General features: G+C 70.8%; 14 protein-coding genes. 12 read left to right on the top strand and 2 right to left on the bottom strand.

What is annotated here, in order from left to right:
• Positions 1–29: 29 nt before the first annotated feature.
• Both WG922_RS04660 and WG922_RS04655 read left to right on the top strand, forming a co-directional pair.
• Positions 30–1202 carry a BMP family ABC transporter substrate-binding protein gene (locus tag WG922_RS04660; RefSeq protein ID WP_340281007.1) on the top strand — a complete coding sequence of 391 codons (1173 nt, stop codon included), beginning with the start codon at positions 30–32 and terminating at the stop codon, positions 1200–1202.
• A 360-nt stretch (positions 1203–1562) separates the two neighbouring features.
• Complete coding sequence (locus tag WG922_RS04655; protein WP_340281005.1) at positions 1563–2507, top strand: SGNH/GDSL hydrolase family protein; 945 nt, start codon at positions 1563–1565, stop codon at positions 2505–2507.
• A gap of 122 nt (positions 2508–2629) precedes the next feature.
• Here WG922_RS04655 and opgC read toward each other — a convergent pair whose 3' ends face one another.
• The gene (gene opgC, locus WG922_RS04650; RefSeq protein WP_340281004.1) at positions 2630–3775 is read right to left on the bottom strand and encodes an OpgC domain-containing protein; all 1146 of its coding nucleotides are present in this window, start codon (positions 3773–3775) and stop codon (positions 2630–2632) included.
• Positions 3776–4031: 256 nt separating this feature from the next.
• On the opposite strand from opgC, the gene WG922_RS04645 reads away from it, so the two are divergent.
• The 8 genes from WG922_RS04645 to dcd all read left to right on the top strand — a co-directional run bounded on the left by WG922_RS04645 (position 4032) and on the right by dcd (position 14318).
• Positions 4032–4511, top strand: a complete 480-nt coding sequence (locus WG922_RS04645; protein WP_340281003.1) for a type III secretion system chaperone — start codon at positions 4032–4034, stop codon at positions 4509–4511.
• Positions 4512–4537: 26 nt separating this feature from the next.
• The gene (locus WG922_RS04640; protein WP_340281001.1) at positions 4538–6559 is read left to right on the top strand and encodes a hypothetical protein; all 2022 of its coding nucleotides are present in this window, start codon (positions 4538–4540) and stop codon (positions 6557–6559) included.
• A 104-nt stretch (positions 6560–6663) separates the two neighbouring features.
• On the top strand, positions 6664–7731 hold the full coding sequence (locus WG922_RS04635) for an adenosine deaminase (RefSeq protein ID WP_340280999.1): 1068 nt from the start codon (positions 6664–6666) through the stop codon (positions 7729–7731).
• A 13-nt stretch (positions 7732–7744) separates the two neighbouring features.
• Positions 7745–10198, top strand: a complete 2454-nt coding sequence (locus tag WG922_RS04630) for a penicillin acylase family protein (RefSeq protein WP_340280998.1) — start codon at positions 7745–7747, stop codon at positions 10196–10198.
• 72 nt (positions 10199–10270) lie between these two features.
• Entirely contained in the window at positions 10271–11362 is a 1092-nt protein-coding gene (locus tag WG922_RS04625) for a BMP family ABC transporter substrate-binding protein (RefSeq protein WP_340280997.1), read from the top strand.
• Positions 11363–11609: 247 nt separating this feature from the next.
• Positions 11610–12266 carry a hypothetical protein gene (locus WG922_RS04620; protein ID WP_340280996.1) on the top strand — a complete coding sequence of 219 codons (657 nt, stop codon included), beginning with the start codon at positions 11610–11612 and terminating at the stop codon, positions 12264–12266.
• A 163-nt stretch (positions 12267–12429) separates the two neighbouring features.
• Entirely contained in the window at positions 12430–13758 is a 1329-nt protein-coding gene (gene guaD, locus WG922_RS04615; protein WP_340280995.1) for a guanine deaminase, read from the top strand.
• The gene (gene dcd, locus WG922_RS04610; protein WP_340280994.1) at positions 13755–14318 is read left to right on the top strand and encodes a dCTP deaminase; all 564 of its coding nucleotides are present in this window, start codon (positions 13755–13757) and stop codon (positions 14316–14318) included. Before guaD ends, dcd begins: the two co-directional genes overlap by 4 nt.
• Positions 14319–14357: 39 nt before the next feature.
• On the opposite strand, the gene WG922_RS04605 is transcribed toward dcd, so the two are convergent.
• Positions 14358–15281 carry a delta(1)-pyrroline-2-carboxylate reductase family protein gene (locus tag WG922_RS04605; protein WP_340280992.1) on the bottom strand — a complete coding sequence of 308 codons (924 nt, stop codon included), beginning with the start codon at positions 15279–15281 and terminating at the stop codon, positions 14358–14360.
• Positions 15282–15446: 165 nt separating this feature from the next.
• On the opposite strand from WG922_RS04605, the gene WG922_RS04600 reads away from it, so the two are divergent.
• A complete protein-coding gene (locus WG922_RS04600) occupies positions 15447–15722 on the top strand; it encodes a hypothetical protein (RefSeq protein WP_340280991.1) in 276 nt (91 codons plus the stop codon).
• Between the two features lie 143 nt (positions 15723–15865).
• Positions 15866–16195, top strand: coding sequence for a hypothetical protein (locus WG922_RS04595; RefSeq protein ID WP_340280989.1), 330 nt, complete (start codon positions 15866–15868; stop codon positions 16193–16195).
• The last annotated feature ends 36 nt before the right edge of the window (positions 16196–16231 follow it).

The following is a 16231-nucleotide window of genomic DNA, read 5'->3' as shown; positions in this document are numbered from 1 at the left end:
CGCATTCCCCCATCCACTCAGAGGACTCCATGACCGACCTGACGAAACGTTCCCTTCTGCAGACGGCGGCTCTGTCCGCGCTGGCGGCCACGGCCCTCGTGGCCTGCGGCCAGCGGGAAGAAGCCGCCGCGCCGACGGCCGCAGCCCCGGCCGCCGCGCCCGCCGCGGCCCCGGCGCCCAAGACCGAGCCGCTGAAGGTGGCGTTCGCGTATGTGGGCCCGGTCGGCGACGGCGGCTGGACCTTCGCGCACGACAACGCGCGCAAGGCCATCGAGAAAGAGTTCGGCGACAAGATCGTCACCAGCTTCGTCGAGAAGGTGCCCGAGTCCGCGGACGCCGAGCGGGTCTTCCGCGACATGGCCTCGCAGGGCAACCAGCTGATCTTCGGCACCACCTTCGGCTACATGGAGCCCATGCTCAAGGTCGCGGCCGACCACAAGGACATCAAGTTCGAGCACGCCACCGGCTACAAGACCGCCGACAACCTGCGCACCTACGACAGCCGCACCTACGAAGGCGCCTACATGGCCGGCGTGATCGCCGGCTCCATGACCAAGACCAACACGCTGGGCGTGGTCGGCTCCATCCCCATCCCCGAGGTGATCCGCAACATCAACAGCTTCACGATGGGCGCGCAGTCGGTGAACCCGAAGATCAAGACGCGCGTGGTGTGGGTGGGCGACTGGTTCAATCCGCCAAAGGAAACCGAGGCCGCCACGGCCCTGATCAACGGCGGCGCCGACGTGCTGATGCAGAACACCGACTCGTCGGCCGTGCTGCAGACGGCCGAGAAGATGGGCAAGCGCGCCTTCGGCTGGGACAGCGACATGACCGCCTACGGCCCCAAGGCCCACCTGGGCTCGGCCATCATCAACTGGACGCCGTACTACACCAAGGCCGTGCGCGAGGCGCTGGACGGCACATGGAAGGGCAACACCGGCAGCTGGTGGGGCGTGAAGGAAGGCGCGATCGATATGGTCTCCGTCGCCGAGGACGTGCCGGCCGAGACCAAGAAGCGCATCGACGAGATCAGGGCCGGCCTCAAGGACGGCAGCTTCGCGATCTGGAAGGGCCCGATCAAGAACCAGGAGGGCAAGGAAGTGCTCGCCAAGGACCAGGTCGCAGACGACAAGTTCCTGGGCGGAGTCAATTTCTACGTGCAGGGCGTGGAAGGCAAGGTGCCGGGCGGCGACAAGAAGTAAGCCGGGCAGGGAGGGAACGCGTCACGCACTGCAGGCCGCGAGGTCTGGTGTGCGGTGCTCCCTCCTGCACAGTCATCCGCCAAAAGAGCCGCCTTCGGGCGGCTCTTTTGCATGGGGGCATGCGGGGTCACCGCCGATGCGTCCATGCCACGCGTCCGTGGCGCGCGTTCGGCGGCTCCGCTCGAGCGCGCCGCCCGGGCGGCGCGCTCCCGCAGGCCGCTTGCCCGGCACGAGCCGGTGCCGCGGGGCTGCCACATTTCCCCGCGCGGCTGAAGCCTGTTCGCGGCGCTTCGCCTTGCGCATCACGGCGGACGCAGCAGAATGCACGCTGCACAAGCCCACACCGATTCATGTAACCCCATGCCAGTGCGCCCCCGACTTCCTCTGGCGACCGCCGCAGGCGCGGCAGTGTTCCTCGCCTTGGGCCTTTTTGCCGCCGCCGTGGCCGTCGCCGAGCCGGCACGGCCGGGCGGCCGCTGGGGCGCCGACCTAGCCGCCTTCGATCTGGCGGACCGGGCGAGCCGCCCGCCACCGGGCGGCGTGCTGTTCCTCGGGAGCTCCTCGATTCGCCTGTGGAGCAGCCTGCAGCAGGACTTCAGCGCCGCGCCGGTGGTGATCAACCGCGGCTTCGGCGGATCCACCATGGCCGACTGCCACGCGCTGGCGCGGCAGCTGGTGCTTCCGTACAGGCCGCGCCAGGTGCTGGTCTACGCAGGCGACAACGACCTCGCCGAGGGCCGCACGCCGCACGAGGTGCGCGACAGCTTCGCGGCTTTCGTCGAATCCGTCCGCGCCGAACTGCCGGACGCCCGCATCGACTTCATCGCCGTCAAGCCCAGCCCGGCCCGCGCGCACCTGCTGCCGCTCGCACGGGAAGCCAACGCTCTGGTGGCCGAGTGGGCTGCCCGGGTGCCGAACACGGGCTTCATCGACATCTTCGGCCCGATGCTGGATGCGCAGGGTGCGCCCCGCGCCGAACTCTTCAGCGCGGACCGCCTGCACCTGAACGCGGCCGGCTATGCGCTGTGGCGCTCGGTCATCGCGAGCTACCTGCAACCGGCCTCGAGCCTCACCGCGGCCGCGCCGACGACGGCGGCCGCAGCAGCAGAGGCCGCGACCGGCGCATCCGAGGCGCCTGCACCCGCCACGCCCGCCGAGATCGCCACGGCCGTGACGACGGCGTCGCCGTCCGGGTCATCCACGGTAGCCACACCAGCCTCCATGACCGCGCTTGCGGCGCCCGCCACTGCGGCCACGGCGGCTGCCGCTCTTCCCTCGACAACCCCGCCACACCAGCGACCCTGAAGACGGGGTGCACCTCTCGCGACGATGGCCAATTTCCGGTCGAGGCCGGTTGGGCGGCTGGGGCGGTGCCAGGCGGGCGAGGCGGCAGAAGCGGTCCGCTCGCGCGCCGTCGGCGGTGCTGGTCACGCGGCACCCCTGAGCGAATCCGGCGGTGGGGCCGCCGGTTCGCTGCGCCGCTCCCACCACAGCGTCAGGCATCCGGTCGCGTAGAGGCTCAGCAGGCAGCCGGCCAACAGCGGCGCATCGAAGATCCACGGCCGCCGGAACTCGGCGCCGAAGAACGCCAGCACCAGCAGCACCACCACGAGGTGGGCACAGAACACCGGCAGCGACGCGGCCCCCAGCGTCTCGAGCGCCCGGATGCGGGGCAGCCGGTGCGCGAGCGTGGGGCCGAAGCGGATCACCAGGAGCATCAGCGCGAGCAGATTCAGCAGGCGCAGCGGCGCCAGCTGCCACTTGTCGAACAGCAGGTTGCGGCCCACGTCGGCGCCGAACGGCGCCTGGCCGACCCAGTGGCGCCACAGCAGGCCGACCAGCCCGACCAGCAGGGCCACCGCGACCGCGCCGGTCGGAAAGACGAAGGGCGGCGCGGCGGGGTCGTTGCGGGAGGCCCCCATCCACAGGCCCAGCACCCACAGGAGCTGCCACGCAAACGCATTGAACGCGCCCGTCTCGGCGTAGGGCACCGGCAGCGGCACCCGCGACTGCGCCAGGTGGTAGAGCCACTCGGCCAGCCCGAACTGCGCCAGCAGCCACAGCGCGATGCTGCCGGCCATGACGGGCACCCAGCCGAAGCGCAGCGCCAGGTAGAACGCCCAGGGGCTCGCGAGCATGAACAGCACGTACATGGGCAGGATGTCCAGCAGCGGCGGCTGGTAGATCAGCGCCAGGCCGCCCAGCAGGCCGTCCACCGGGTGCTGCAGGTAAAAGCTCATGAGGTTCTTCACCGCCGGCTGATCGACGCGGATGCCGATGAGGGCGATCACGGTGAACAGGAACAGCAGCGTCGCCGCGTGGCAGCCGTACACCAGCAGGGCCCGGCGCGCGAAGGCACGGCGCATCGCCTCCAGTCCCTTGGCGCGGGCGGTGCGCCCGTACACCAGGCCGGCCATGAATCCCGACAGCAGCACGAAGCCTTCGGCGGCCGAAACGAAGCCGAAGGGTTGCCCGAGCGGGCTGGTCAGGCGGGTGGGCAGGTGGGTCAGTGTCATCAGAACGAGCATCAGCCCGCGCAACGCATCGACTTCCCAGCGGCGTGCGGAGGTCATGGCCGATGGTATGCGAGCGCCCGACCGGATCCTGTAGGAGCGCCGCGGCCGACAGGACCGCGAAGCCGCGCCAATCGGTGATCTGTTCTGGAGTCGATCACCGTGAGGCGTGCAGCTGCGTTCCGGGGTCGAGGCGCAGGACGACAGGGGTTCATGCCGCGGTACCCCTCCACCTTGTGCCTTTCGTGCTTGCCGCGCGAGGGGGTGCTCGCTAGACTGGTACTACTAAGAGACGCAATGTCTGTCATGGAGTGCCATGGAAGTTGTAGATGAAGATGGCATGCGCGAGCTTCTTGTCGCTCTTGGAGAGCGGCTCGGCGCTGCTGCGGTCATCGAGTGGGACGACGCTGGCTGGCTGGTCACGCTCCCCCCGGACACGGCAGTCGAGCTATCACACGACGCCCAGCGGGGCGTGCTGGTGATGGCCGCCAACCTCGGGCTTCCGGCACCGGGCACCGAGCAGGCGGCTTACCGGTTGCTGCTGCACGTGTCTGCCTTGCGCCACGAGGCCGGGGGCTTGCGCATGGGGCTCGAGCCGGCCGACGACTCGGTCGTCCAGCTCGAAGAGGTCGCCGTGGCCGGCCTCGACGCTGCCGCGCTGGGCGTGCGCATGACGCGCTTTGCCGCTCGTGCGCGAAGCGCGCGCGAGCGGCTCGCCATCGGCATATCCGCCGCTCCTGCGCCATCGGATGCCGCCTCGCTAGTGCAATCACACGGGGAATGGGTTCGTGCCTGACCCCCGGTCGTCCCAAGGAGGTCACCTTGTTCACGAAGTCTTCGCTCTTTCGCAAACCCCAGTTCGCAATCGATCTTCGCGAGGGCGCGTCCTTCGACACCGAAAAGGGCCTGAATGCACTTCGGCAGTTCGCCCATGCAGCCAAAGGCAAGGGCACCCTGGAAGCGCGGGAGAAGAACGGGACCTACGTGCTGTTCGTGTCCAGCAAACAAGCCGCGACCGACGCAGGGCGCAGGGTTGATCGATCCCGCAGCGACAAGCTCAGCCGCCAACGAGCGGCGCCGTTCCTGCTTCAGATCCTGTTTCCCAGCTTCGACGCCGATGCGCCAGCGGGTGAGGGCGGCGACCAGCCGCCGAGCTCCGGCCTGATGACCGTGGCAGAACTCCGGCGGCGACTCGACGCGCTCACGGACCACGCCGGCGGTGCAGCGGCCGCCGCGGAACCCTGGCAGAACCCTCCGGACGATCGCAAGCTCCCGGAGTTCGGCCCGGACGTCAAGGTCCCCAGCCCCAGCGCGGCCCCCGACAACCCCCGCGTGGGCGTCGCTCCACTTGCGGCGCCCGCAGGCCGTGTGTCGCCCGACCCCGCTCCGGGGGGGCGTGCGCCCGTGCCGCGGCTGATGTCGCTGGACGAGTTCATGCTCGATGGCGCGCAAAGCACGGGCGGTGCCACGGGAAGCGTGCGAGCGAAGCTCAAGAGCCAACCTGAAGGATCATTCTTTCAGCTCAAGTTTTCGGTGTTCAAGGGCACGGGCCTGGGTCGCTTGGCGCGGCGAGCCAAGGCGGGCGGCAAGGACTCCGAGAACCTGTCGGAACTGATCGGCGCCAACGTCGCGCGCGCCATCTCCAGCGGGTTCAAGCGCTCCGCACGTGGCCAGGGTGGAAGCGACGTCGGCGGTACGTCGCCGCAGTTGGTGCCCGATGTGGCGCTGGTGCACGACACCACCAGCGACTATGGCGCCGTCGCTTCGCGCTACCTCTCCGGCTGCCGGGGCACGCTGGACGAGGTGTACTACCCGCGAGCGGCGGCGCGCGAGGGCTCCGAGGAGACCTCGGGCACCAGCGCCGGGGCGCCTACGGCCGCCGCCGCGCACGAGCAGCCGGCGCGAAGAAAGCACGTTCTCGTCGATCTGGCACCGGCCCCCGGAACATCCGCTTCGGGCGCCGAGGGCAGGGCGGCGGCCGGAGGCGGCGTCTGGCATCCGTCGCCTGCGCAGACGCAGGATATCTGCCGGAATCTGGCCCTCTCTGCGCTGGTGGCAGACCACGATGTGAACCCCGGAAACATGGTGGTCCTGGGCGAGGGCGCCGTCGGTCGCATCGATTTCGGTCACGCTTTCAACGACCTCATCACCGGGCCCGGCGGCAGCCTGACCGGAGGCGGCATGCGCGATCCGGGCGGCAATCGGATTCGCGACTTCTTCAACCGGGACGAGATCAGCGGCATCAGCAGATCCCAGCGCACGCCGAAGTTCTGGCGCGACTACACCGGAGTCATTCCGTCGCTGGCGATGGCCCGCGCCCTGGCCGAGGTCGCCAAGAGCGGTGCGGGCGCCGAAGGCCTGGCGGTGGCGAAGCAGCAGGTGCTGGCGCTGGCAACGGCCCTGCGCGACAAAAAGCCCGTGCCGGCGCTGGAGCGACTCGGGCTCCTGGCCGATTCCCTGGCCGCGATCAGCGAAAAGATCGGCGTGCCGGTCACGGCCAAGCAGCCCCTGTCGGTGATCAACGAGGTCTTCGCCAACCTGCAGAGGTTTCTCGAGGCGGGGCAGGAGCAGATGCGGCAGGTGGCCGATGTCTGCGAGTTGCAAGCCCATATCGAGGACTGGGCCCGCAACTCGAAAGGCATCAGTACGGAGCAGTTCACCGCCAGCTGCGCCGAGTTCCTGCGCCACACCAGCCTGGCATCGAGCGCCGGGAATCTGCCGTGGCTGCGCCACTCGCTGCAGGAGCCGGTGTTTGCGGGCACTCTGGATGAGTACATCGCCTCCCGCGCCGCGGCGCACCCGCAGGGGGACACCGGCGCTGTCAGCTGGCCCGCCGCCGCCTAGCGCCGCCCTCGACCGCCCTGTTCGCGACCGCGCGATGCGGGCGATGGGTGCGGCATCCCTTCGGGGTGCCGCGGCGCGCGCCGCCCTGGCTTCACAATGGCGGCATGATCGCGCCCGCATTCCCCCCGTCTTCCCCGCCTGCGCACGCCGTCCCTGCCGAGCGCCTGCCCGAGCTCCTGCGCCGCATGCCCAAGGCCGAGCTCCACATCCACATCGAAGGCTCGCTCGAGCCGGAGCTGATGTTCGAGATGGCGCGGCGCAACGACGTGCAGCTGCCGTACGCGAGCGTGGACGCGCTGCGCACCGCCTACGACTTCGACAACCTGCAGAGCTTCCTCGACATCTACTACGCCGGGGCCAGCGTGCTGCTGCACGAGCAGGACTTCTACGACATGTGCTGGGCCTACCTCGAGCGGGCCCGCGCCGACAATGTTCGCCGCGCCGAGATCTTCTTCGACCCGCAGACGCACACGGCGCGCGGCGTGCCCATGAGAACCGTCATCGACGGCCTGCACCGCGCCTGCGAGGACGCCCGTGCCACGCTGGGGGTCGATGCGGCGCTGATCCTGTGCTTTCTGCGGCACCTGAGCGAAGAGGAGGCGTTCGAGACGCTCGAGGCGGCGCTGCCGCTGCGCGATCGCTTCATCGGCGTGGGCCTGGATTCGAGCGAGGTCGGGCACCCGCCGGAGAAGTTCGCCCGCGTCTTCGCGCGCTGCCGCGAGCTGGGCCTGCACCTGGTGGCCCATGCGGGAGAGGAGGGCCCGCCCGCCTACGTGTGGTCGGCGCTGGACGTGCTGCGCGTCGAGCGCATCGACCACGGCGTGCAGTCCAGCAAGGACCCCGCGCTGATGCAGCGGCTGGCGCAGGACCGCATGCCACTGACCGTGTGTCCGCTGTCGAACCTCAAGCTCTGCGTTTTTCCGCAGCTCGCGCAGCACAACATCCGCGAGTTGCTGGACGCCGGCCTGGCGGTCACGGTGAACTCGGACGACCCGGCCTATTTCGGCGGCTACCTCAACACCAATTACCTCGAAATCTTCGCGGCCACCGGCATGGACGCGGGACATGCCTACCGCCTCGCGCGCAACAGCTTCGAGGCGAGCTTCGCCGACGAGGCCAGCCGCGCCCGGTGGATCGGCGAGCTCGACGCCTGCTTCGCTTCGTTCGCCTGAGGGAGTTGCTGCCATGCGTGTGCTGAAGATCGGGCTGGCGGCCCTGGGGGTGCTGCTGGCGCTGGTGGCGCTGCTCGCGGCCGTGCTGGTCTGGCGCAGCTTCCCCGCGCTCGACGGCGAGCTGCGCGCGCCGGGCCTCGCGCACGCGGTGCACGTGCGCCGCGATGAAGCCGACGTCACCCACATCGAGGCGCGCAGCCTCGCCGATGCGACCTACGCGCTGGGCTACGTGCACGCCCAGGAGCGCGGCTGGCAACTCGAATTCAACCGGCGGCTGATGCGCGGCGAACTCAGCGAACTGTTCGGCCCGAGCACGCTGGCGACCGACCGCATGCTGCGCACCCTGGGCATCGTGCAGGCCGCCCAGGCGCAGTGGGAGCGGCTGCCGCCCGAGGCGCAGCGGCTGGTGCAGGCCTACGCCGACGGCATCAACGGCTTCCACGCGGGCAGCGACCAGGTGCTGTCGCCCGAGTTCCACCTGCTGCAGGTGCGCCCCGGCGCCTGGACGCCGCAGGACAGCATGGGCTGGGCGCTCATGATGGCGCTCGACCTGGGCGGCAACTGGGGCACCGAGTTCGCCCGGCTGTCCGCGCTGCAGCGACTGACGACCGGGCAGCTGTGGCAGCTCATGCCGCCCTACCCCGGCGAGGCTCCGGCGACGCAGGTCGATCTGGCCGCTCTGTACCACGGGCTGGGGGTCTACCGCACGCCGGTCAGGACTTCCGCGGCGACGCCGACCGACCGATGGCCCGCGCTCGACGCGTGGCTGGCCGGTCTCGGGCACCTGGAGGGCATCGGCTCGAACAACTGGGTGATCGACGGATCGCGCAGCACCACGGGCAAGCCGCTGCTGGCCAACGATCCCCACCTGGGCCTGAGCGCGCCGGCGATCTGGTATTTCGCGCGCCTGCAGGCCCCCGCCGGGCCGTCGGGGCCGGCCACCGACGTCATCGGAGCCACCTTGCCGGGCCTGCCATCGGTGGTGCTCGGGCGCACGACGCAGGTGGCCTGGGGCTTCACCAACACCGGCCCCGACGTGCAGGACCTCTACCTCGAGCAGGTGCACGCCGACGACCCCGGCCAGTACCGCACGCCGGAGGGCTGGGCGCCGTTCGCCCGGCGCGAGGAGATCATCCGGATCAAGGGCCAGGCGCCGCAGACGCTGGTGGTGCGCAGCACGCGCCACGGCCCGGTGATCAGCGACGTGGCGCCCGGCTGGGGCGAGGTGATCGACACCCGCCGCTATGCGATCGCACTGCGCTGGGCCGCGCTCGACGCCGACAACGCGACGGTGTTGGCAGGCCTGCGCGCGAATGCCGCCCGCTCGGTGGATGAATTGCTGGAAGCCTTCGATCTCTACCACTCGCCGATGCAGAACGTGGTGGCGGCCGACACTGGCGGCCGCACCGCGTTCCAGGCAATCGGTCGCGTGCCGCAGCGCGCGGCCGGCAACGACCTGCGCGGCGTGGCGCCGGCGCCCGGCTGGGACGCCCGCTACGACTGGACAGGCTGGCTCGCCCCGGAACAGACGCCGCGCAAGCACGCCGACGCCATCGCCGCACGCGGCTGGCACGCCACGGCCAACCAGCGCATCCACGGGCCCGACTACCCGCACTTCCTGGGCGCCGACTGGAGCACGCCGGAGCGCTTCGAGCGCATCGAGACCCTGCTCGAAGCCACGCCCCGGCACGACCTCGCGAGCATGCGCGCAGTGCAGGCCGACACAGTTTCCCTGGCCACGCGACGGCTGCTGCCGGTGCTGCAGGCCACGACCGGCACGCACCCGCTTGCCGCGGCCGCGCGCAAGCAGTTGCAGGGCTTCGACGGCGACATGCGCGCAGACGGTGCCGCGCCGCTGATCTTCGCCGTGTGGGCCGATGAGCTCACGCGCGCGTTGGTGGTGCCGCGTCTGGGCCAGGCCCGCTTCGACGCGTTGTATGGAAAGCGTTCTTTTCGCGCCGGGCTGGAGTCCATGCTGGAGGACCCGCAGGCCGGCGCGTGGTGGTGCGCTCCGCAGGGATGCGCCGCGCAATCGGCCGCCGCGCTCGACCGCGCGCTGGAGCGCATCGCCTCGGAGCACGGCCGCGAGGTCGCCGCCTGGCGCTGGGGCGCCGCGCACCCCGCGCTCTCCACGCACCGGCCATTCGGCAACGTCGCGGCACTGGCGCGCTGGTTCGACGTGCGCGTGCCCACCGGCGGCGATGCCTGGACGGTGAACGTCGGCCAGTACGCGCCCAACAACGCGCTGCTGCCCTTCGCCAACCGCCACGCCGCCAGCTTGCGGGCGCTGTACGACCTGGCGGACCTGGAGCGTTCGCAGTTCATCTACCAGACGGGGCAGAGCGGGCTGGTCTTCAGCCCCCGCTACCGGGACATGTCGGACGCCTGGGCGCAGGTGCAGTACCGACCCCTGCAGCTGAGGCCTGCACGGTGGGCCCATCAGGCGACGCTGCAGCCGGCCCCGTAGAATCGCGCCCTCGCGGCCGTGCCCCGGCGGCCGCTCTTTCCGTGCTTCCCCGGGGCCATGTAGAGGAACACCATGTACAAAAACCTCGCGGCGCGCGCCATCGCGGCCGCCTGTTGCCTTCCCCTTTCCGCTTCCTTTGCCCAGGGCTCCGTGGCGCCGCTGCGCGTGGCCTTCGTCCACGTCGCGCCGGCCACCGAGGCGGGCTGGGTACGCCAGCACGAGGACGGCCGCCGCGCGCTCGAGGCGGCGCTCGGCCCACAGGTGCGGACCACCTCGATCGAGAACGTGCCAGAAGGGCCCGATGCCGAGCGCGTCATCCGCGATCTGGCCGCGCAGGGGCACACCCTGATCTTCACCCCCAGCTTCGGCTACATGGAGCCGACGCTGAAAGTCGCGCGCGACTTCCCCGACGTGAAGTTCGAATCGATCACGGGCCTGAAAACCGCCCCCAACGTCGCGACCGCCAACGCCCGCTACTACGAAGGCCGCTATCTCGCCGGCATCGCGGCGGGGCGCCTCAGCCGCAGCGGCAGCGCCGGCTATGTCGCGGGCCTGCCGATCCCGGAGGTGCTGCAGGGCATCAACGCCTTCACGCTGGGCATGCGCTCGGTCAACCCGCAGGCGCAGGTGAAGGTCGTGTTCCTGGGCGAGTGGTTCAATCCGCCGCGCGAGCGGGACGCCGCCATGAGCCTCATGGACCAGGGTGCGGACGTGCTGGCCTTCCACACCGCCTCCACCGCCGTCATGACCGCCGCACAAGAGCGTGGCCGCTTGGCGGTGGCCTACCACTCGGACATGCGCCGTTTCGCGCCCGACGCGCAGGTCGCCGCCGTCACCCACCACTGGGGCGACTACTACACGCAGCGCGCGCGCGAGGTGCTGGCCGGGCAGTGGAAGCCGCAGCAGGTGTGGGGCGGCGTGAAGGAGGGCATGGTGCGCGTGGGCGCGTTCGGCCCCAAGGTGCCGCAGGCGGTGCGCGACGAAGTCCAGGCGCGGCAGGCGGATATCGCCGCCGGACGGCTGCATCCGTTCGCGGCGGGGCGCCAGGCGATCCGCGACAACGCGGGCCGCGAGCGCGTGCCGGCCGGCAAGACGCTGCAGGATGACGCCATCATCGGCATGGATTGGCTGGTCGAAGGCGTCGTGGGCAAGCCGCGCGGCTGAGCGACGCACGGGCTGCCGGCTCGCCTGTGGTTGGCGGCGCGAACCCGCGCAGAGGCGCCGCACGCCCAACTTGCGCGGCACCGGAGCGCAACGTGCCGCGCAGTTGCACCGCACTCGCTTCGCACCCGCTTCGCACTCGCGCCGGGTGCGCGAACGCTGACGTTCTCGGAACGGGAGGGGCGTGCCGTCCACCCATGCAGCGCGCCGAGCAGCACCCGCTTCGCTCATCAGCCTCGAGGACTCCCCCTTGTTTTCAGCAGTTCATTCCCATCCCGCGCCGCGCCGGCCATCAGGTGCCCATGCGGACGAGGCGGTACTCGTCCGCGTATCCCCCGTGCGCGGCGGCAGGCTCATAGACACCCGGTTGCGCGACGCGCGGCGAGACGTGATGCGCCTCACGGCGCAACGCCCGCGGCTGCAGCAGGCGCACGCGACAGCGCAGGCGGCGACCGGCGCCCTGCGGGAGCGGCAGGTGATCCTGCTGGACCGCCGCTCGGCTGGCTGGGCGCCCCAACGCCTCGTGGCCAGCATGTGCCTGCTCGTCGCCTTGCCGACCACGGCTTATTTCCTGCTGGCCGGGTCCGAGGATACGGACGCGGTCACCGTGGGAGTCGGCGCCACCATGCTGGGCCTGGTGTGCTGCCTGGGCATGTGCGTGCGTCACCACTACACGCAGGAGCGGGAACTCGATGCGGACATCGCGGCGGTACAGAGACAAATCGACGCAGCGGAGCAGGACGAGGAGCAGGCCTTCGACCGATTGTCGAGATGTGAGTCAGCCCTGCTCAAGGCAGGTCAGGAGCAGTTGCCTGCGGCGCTGTTGCCGATTGTCGAAGGCTACGTAGGGCCTCTGGACGGCGCGCGGAGCGAGCACATGGCCATCGACGTGGGCCTTCCTTCCTAGGCTTCGGAAAGCGGACGTCCGCTGTCCCTGGCCTGGGCGGCCGCGGTCGCGCCGTCGCGGTGGCCGCGCGGTGGCAGCCGGGCGTCGGACTACCTTCGAGCGGAGGGGCTGCCCTCGGAGCAGTGCCGGTCGCTGCGACGCTCCGCTGGCTTAAGCTCGCCGCATGCAAGCTTTCCGCGCCGCTCTCCTGAGATTTGATGACCATGGCACCGCGGTCTTCGATGAAGACGGCCTGCTGGTCATCGGCCCCGACGCACACGGCACGCCGGTCGTCCGCGCCGCGGGTGCCTGGTCGGCACTCGCGGGCAACTTCCCCGGCATCGCCGTCGAACATCTGCCGGATCGCATCCTGGCACCCGGCTTCATCGACCTGCACGTGCACTTCCCCCAGACCGACGTGATCGGCTCGCCGGCCGACGGGCTGCTGCCCTGGCTGGAGCACTACACCTTCCCGCACGAGTCACGCTTCGCCGAAGTGGCCCACGCGGCCGGGATGGCCGAGGTCTTCCTGGACGAGCTGCTGCGCCACGGCGTCACCACCGCACTCGCTTTCGCCAGTTCGCACCCGGCGTCGGTCGATGCGCTCATGGGCGCGGCGGCGCAACGCAACATGCGCCTGATCGGCGGCAAGGTGCTGCAGGACCGGCATTCGCCGGACGGCGTGCGCGACGACACCGAGCAGTCGCTGATCGACACCGAAGCGCTGATTCGCCGCTGGCACGGCCAGAAACGCCTGGGCTACGCCATCACGCCGCGCTTCGCGCCGAGCTGCTCGCCGGCGCAGCTGCGAGGCGCCGGCGAGCTGGCGGCGCGCTACCCCGACGTGTGGATCCAGTCGCACGTGGCCGAGAACCGCGACGAGATCCTGTGGGCGCGCGAGCTGTTCCCCGACGCGCGCAGCTACCTGGCCGTCTACGACGACTTCGGCCTGATGCGGGGGCGCGCCATATACGCCCACTGCATCCACTTCGACGACGACGACCGGGCGTTGATGCGCGACTCGGGCGCCGCGGCCGCGGTGTGCCCGACCAGCAACCTGTTCCTGGGCAGCGGCTTCTTCGACTACGAGGGCGCCGAACGCGTGGGCTTTCGCCACGGCCTGGGCAGCGACGTCGGCGGCGGCACCAGCTTCAGCCCCTTTCACACCATGCTCGCGGCCTACTACGTCGGCCGCGAGGGCCAGACCAAACCCGGCTTGTCGCTCGCGCCCGCGCGCCTGTGGTGGCAGCACACGGCCGGGGCGGCGAAGGCGCTCGGGCTGGACGGCGTGGTCGGTAACCTGCAGCCGGGCTGCGAGGCCGATTTCGTCGTGCTGAACCCCCGCGCGACCCCCTTGCTGGCGCGTCGCACCGGGCACGCGCGCACGGTGGACGAGTTGCTGTTCGCGCTCATCGTGCTGGGCGACGAGCGCGTCGTCGAACGGGTGCACGTGGCGGGGGTGCCCACGTGGCCGACACCTACAATCGAGCCCCCCAGGAGAGCAGCAGCATGATCAAGAGCGACAAGTGGATCCGCCGCATGGCCGAGGAGCATGGCCTGATCGAGCCCTTCGAGCCGCGGCAGGTGCGCGAGGTCGATGGACAGCGCGTCATCAGCTACGGCACCTCCAGCTACGGCTACGACATCCGCTGCGCGCCCGAATTCAAGGTCTTCACCAACATCCACAGCACGGTGGTCGATCCCAAGAACTTCGACGAGAAAAGCTTCGTCGATTTCCACGGCGACTCCTGCATCATTCCGCCCAACAGCTTCGCGCTGGCCCGCACACTCGAGTACTTCCGCATCCCGCGCAACGTGCTCACCATCTGCCTGGGCAAGAGCACCTACGCGCGCTGCGGCATCATCGTCAACGTGACGCCTTTCGAGCCCGAGTGGGAGGGCTACGTCACCCTCGAATTCAGCAACACCACGCCGCTGCCGGCGCGCATCTACGCCGGCGAGGGTTGCGCCCAGGTCCTGTTCTTCGAGAGCGACGAGGTCTGCGAGGTGAGCTACAAGGACCGCGGCGGCAAGTACCAGGGACAGCGCGGCGTGACCTTGCCGAAGGCCTGAAACACTCCACGCCCGGCGAGCCGGGCGAGCTGCGCCTCCCTAGGCCCGATCGGCGGCTTCCAGCGCCGTCCGTGCCGCCGCCAGGTCCCAGCCGGCCCAGCCGCAGCTCTTGAACAGCACCGGCCCGGACCCGGCGCGGGCAGCAGCCGTGCCGCGCACGAGGTCGGCCAGCGTGGGCAAGGCCGCCAGGTCCAGCCCCGCCTGCAGCAGGTCGCCGGCTTCGTGCCGCGCGTCCGCTGCGTCCAGCCAGATGCCGCCGGTGTCTGCGCAGTGCCGGCACAGCTCGGGCGCGAGCTCGACCATGCGCGGCGTGAACGCGCCCACCGCCGCCATGAAGGCATCCTCGCGCGGACGTTGCCGCAACACCACCTCGCGCGCCGGGGTGCAGGTCACCACCAGCGGGCATTCGGCCAGGGCGGCGTCGGCCTGCGCGAGCACCGATGCATCCAGCCCCATCGCACGGGCGTGTGCGGCCAGGGCCTCGGCGCTGGCCGCACTGCGCGAGACGATGCGCACGGCGCGCAGGGGCAGTCCGGCGGCGAAGGCTTCCAGGTGCGCGAAGCCCTGCGCACCCGCCCCCACGATCAGCAACGGTCCGTCGGGCGCGGGCGCGAGCGCCTGCGCCGCCAGGAGGGACACGGCCGCGGTGCGGCGGGCGGTGACGGTGGGTCCGTCCAGCACCAGGCGGCGTTCGCCGGTCGCGACGTCGAACACCACCACGTCTCCCTGGATGGCCGGCCGGGCGCTGCCCGCATTGGCGGGCGTGAAGGTGATGAGCTTGGTGATGGCGATGTGCCGGTCCAGTGCCGGCATCACGAACAGGCTGCCGCCGCCGTGCAGCGCCTGCACGAGCCGGGGCGGCACTTCGACCGACGCATCCCGCAGCACGGCGCGCAGGTGCTCGACAAGGGCGGGGGTGGGCAGCAGGCGCGCCGTCGCGACGGCGTCGAGAAGCAGGGACATGGCCCCGATTCTGTCCTACAGGGGCTTGGGTGGATGCCGTGCCGTGCCGGCCGCCGCGGCTGCCTACCATGCGCTGCACTGCAAAGCGCCCATTCGTCCATGCCGCCCAACCCACTGCCGACCCTCCGCTCCCGTACGACGGCAGGGCGGGTTTTCTGGACCGGAATGGTCACCCTGGCCGTGCTGCTGGGGCTGGCGTTCTACCTCGTCGTGAGCCATCAGGTACGCAAGGCCGAAGCGCGCCGCACGGCTGCCCAGGTGCAGCAGACGGCCTTCAGCGACTGCCTGCAGTACGTGGTGGGCTCGACCATCGGCACATGCACCAGCCGCCTCGGCCTGCAGCAGTCCGGCGCCGAAGTTCGGTCTGCCGGCCCAGGCGCAAGCGCCACCGCGGACGCGACCGCCGCCAGCCCGGACGCCGTGCGCACGGCGTCTCGCTGAGCCTGGCCCGCACGGCCGGCGTGCGCCCGCCGGCCGGCTGACGGATGTCCGTATGCGGCGGTGCAACATGGCGCTGCTGTCCGACAGGCGCTGCGCGCCGCTGCCGACGCATCGCAAGCGCGGCCGCGACGTATCTTGGATGCATGTCAACCCCCGTGCCTACCCGACGCGTCGATGCGTCCCAGAGAGACGATCGCCTGTCGAATCCCGAGGCATCCCTGGAGTGCTGCGACGAGGAAGCCCTGCCCACACCGCTGACCGGTGATCCGGTGGGCTTGCAGGTGCTGCTGGACCAGTTCGCGGCCCGCATGGCCGAGCATGGCCGCGCGGTGCACTGCGCCGAGATGCGCAACGACCGCGAGTACGCGCTGTGGCAGATCGCGCGGGCTCGCGCCACGGACGACGAAGCGTTGCGCAGCGTGGCCGCCCGGCTGTTCGCGCGATGGGCCGACCCGTCGGGCGGCCGCGGCTGACGCCGCCGGCGGGGCTTCTCGCGCGGCGGCGCCGAA

The organism is Ramlibacter sp. AN1015 (assembly GCF_037726105.1).
Lineage (GTDB): Bacteria > Pseudomonadota > Gammaproteobacteria > Burkholderiales > Burkholderiaceae_C > Ramlibacter.
Note: the sequence above shows the minus strand (reverse complement) of the source record. Positions and strands in the feature narration are given on the sequence as shown.

Coding starts and splice junctions, on each gene's coding strand:
- WG922_RS04625 (WP_340280997.1), top strand. CDS start 10,271: ATGTACAAAAACCTCGCGGCGCGCGCCATCGCGGCCGCCTGTTGCCTT.
- WG922_RS04645 (WP_340281003.1), top strand. CDS start 4,032: ATGGAAGTTGTAGATGAAGATGGCATGCGCGAGCTTCTTGTCGCTCTT.
- WG922_RS04600 (WP_340280991.1), top strand. CDS start 15,447: ATGGTCACCCTGGCCGTGCTGCTGGGGCTGGCGTTCTACCTCGTCGTG.
- dcd (WP_340280994.1), top strand. CDS start 13,755: ATGATCAAGAGCGACAAGTGGATCCGCCGCATGGCCGAGGAGCATGGC.
- WG922_RS04635 (WP_340280999.1), top strand. CDS start 6,664: ATGATCGCGCCCGCATTCCCCCCGTCTTCCCCGCCTGCGCACGCCGTC.
- opgC (WP_340281004.1), bottom strand. CDS start 3,775: ATGACCTCCGCACGCCGCTGGGAAGTCGATGCGTTGCGCGGGCTGATG.
- guaD (WP_340280995.1), top strand. CDS start 12,430: ATGCAAGCTTTCCGCGCCGCTCTCCTGAGATTTGATGACCATGGCACC.
- WG922_RS04605 (WP_340280992.1), bottom strand. CDS start 15,281: ATGTCCCTGCTTCTCGACGCCGTCGCGACGGCGCGCCTGCTGCCCACC.
- WG922_RS04660 (WP_340281007.1), top strand. CDS start 30: ATGACCGACCTGACGAAACGTTCCCTTCTGCAGACGGCGGCTCTGTCC.
- WG922_RS04655 (WP_340281005.1), top strand. CDS start 1,563: ATGCCAGTGCGCCCCCGACTTCCTCTGGCGACCGCCGCAGGCGCGGCA.
- WG922_RS04630 (WP_340280998.1), top strand. CDS start 7,745: ATGCGTGTGCTGAAGATCGGGCTGGCGGCCCTGGGGGTGCTGCTGGCG.
- WG922_RS04595 (WP_340280989.1), top strand. CDS start 15,866: ATGTCAACCCCCGTGCCTACCCGACGCGTCGATGCGTCCCAGAGAGAC.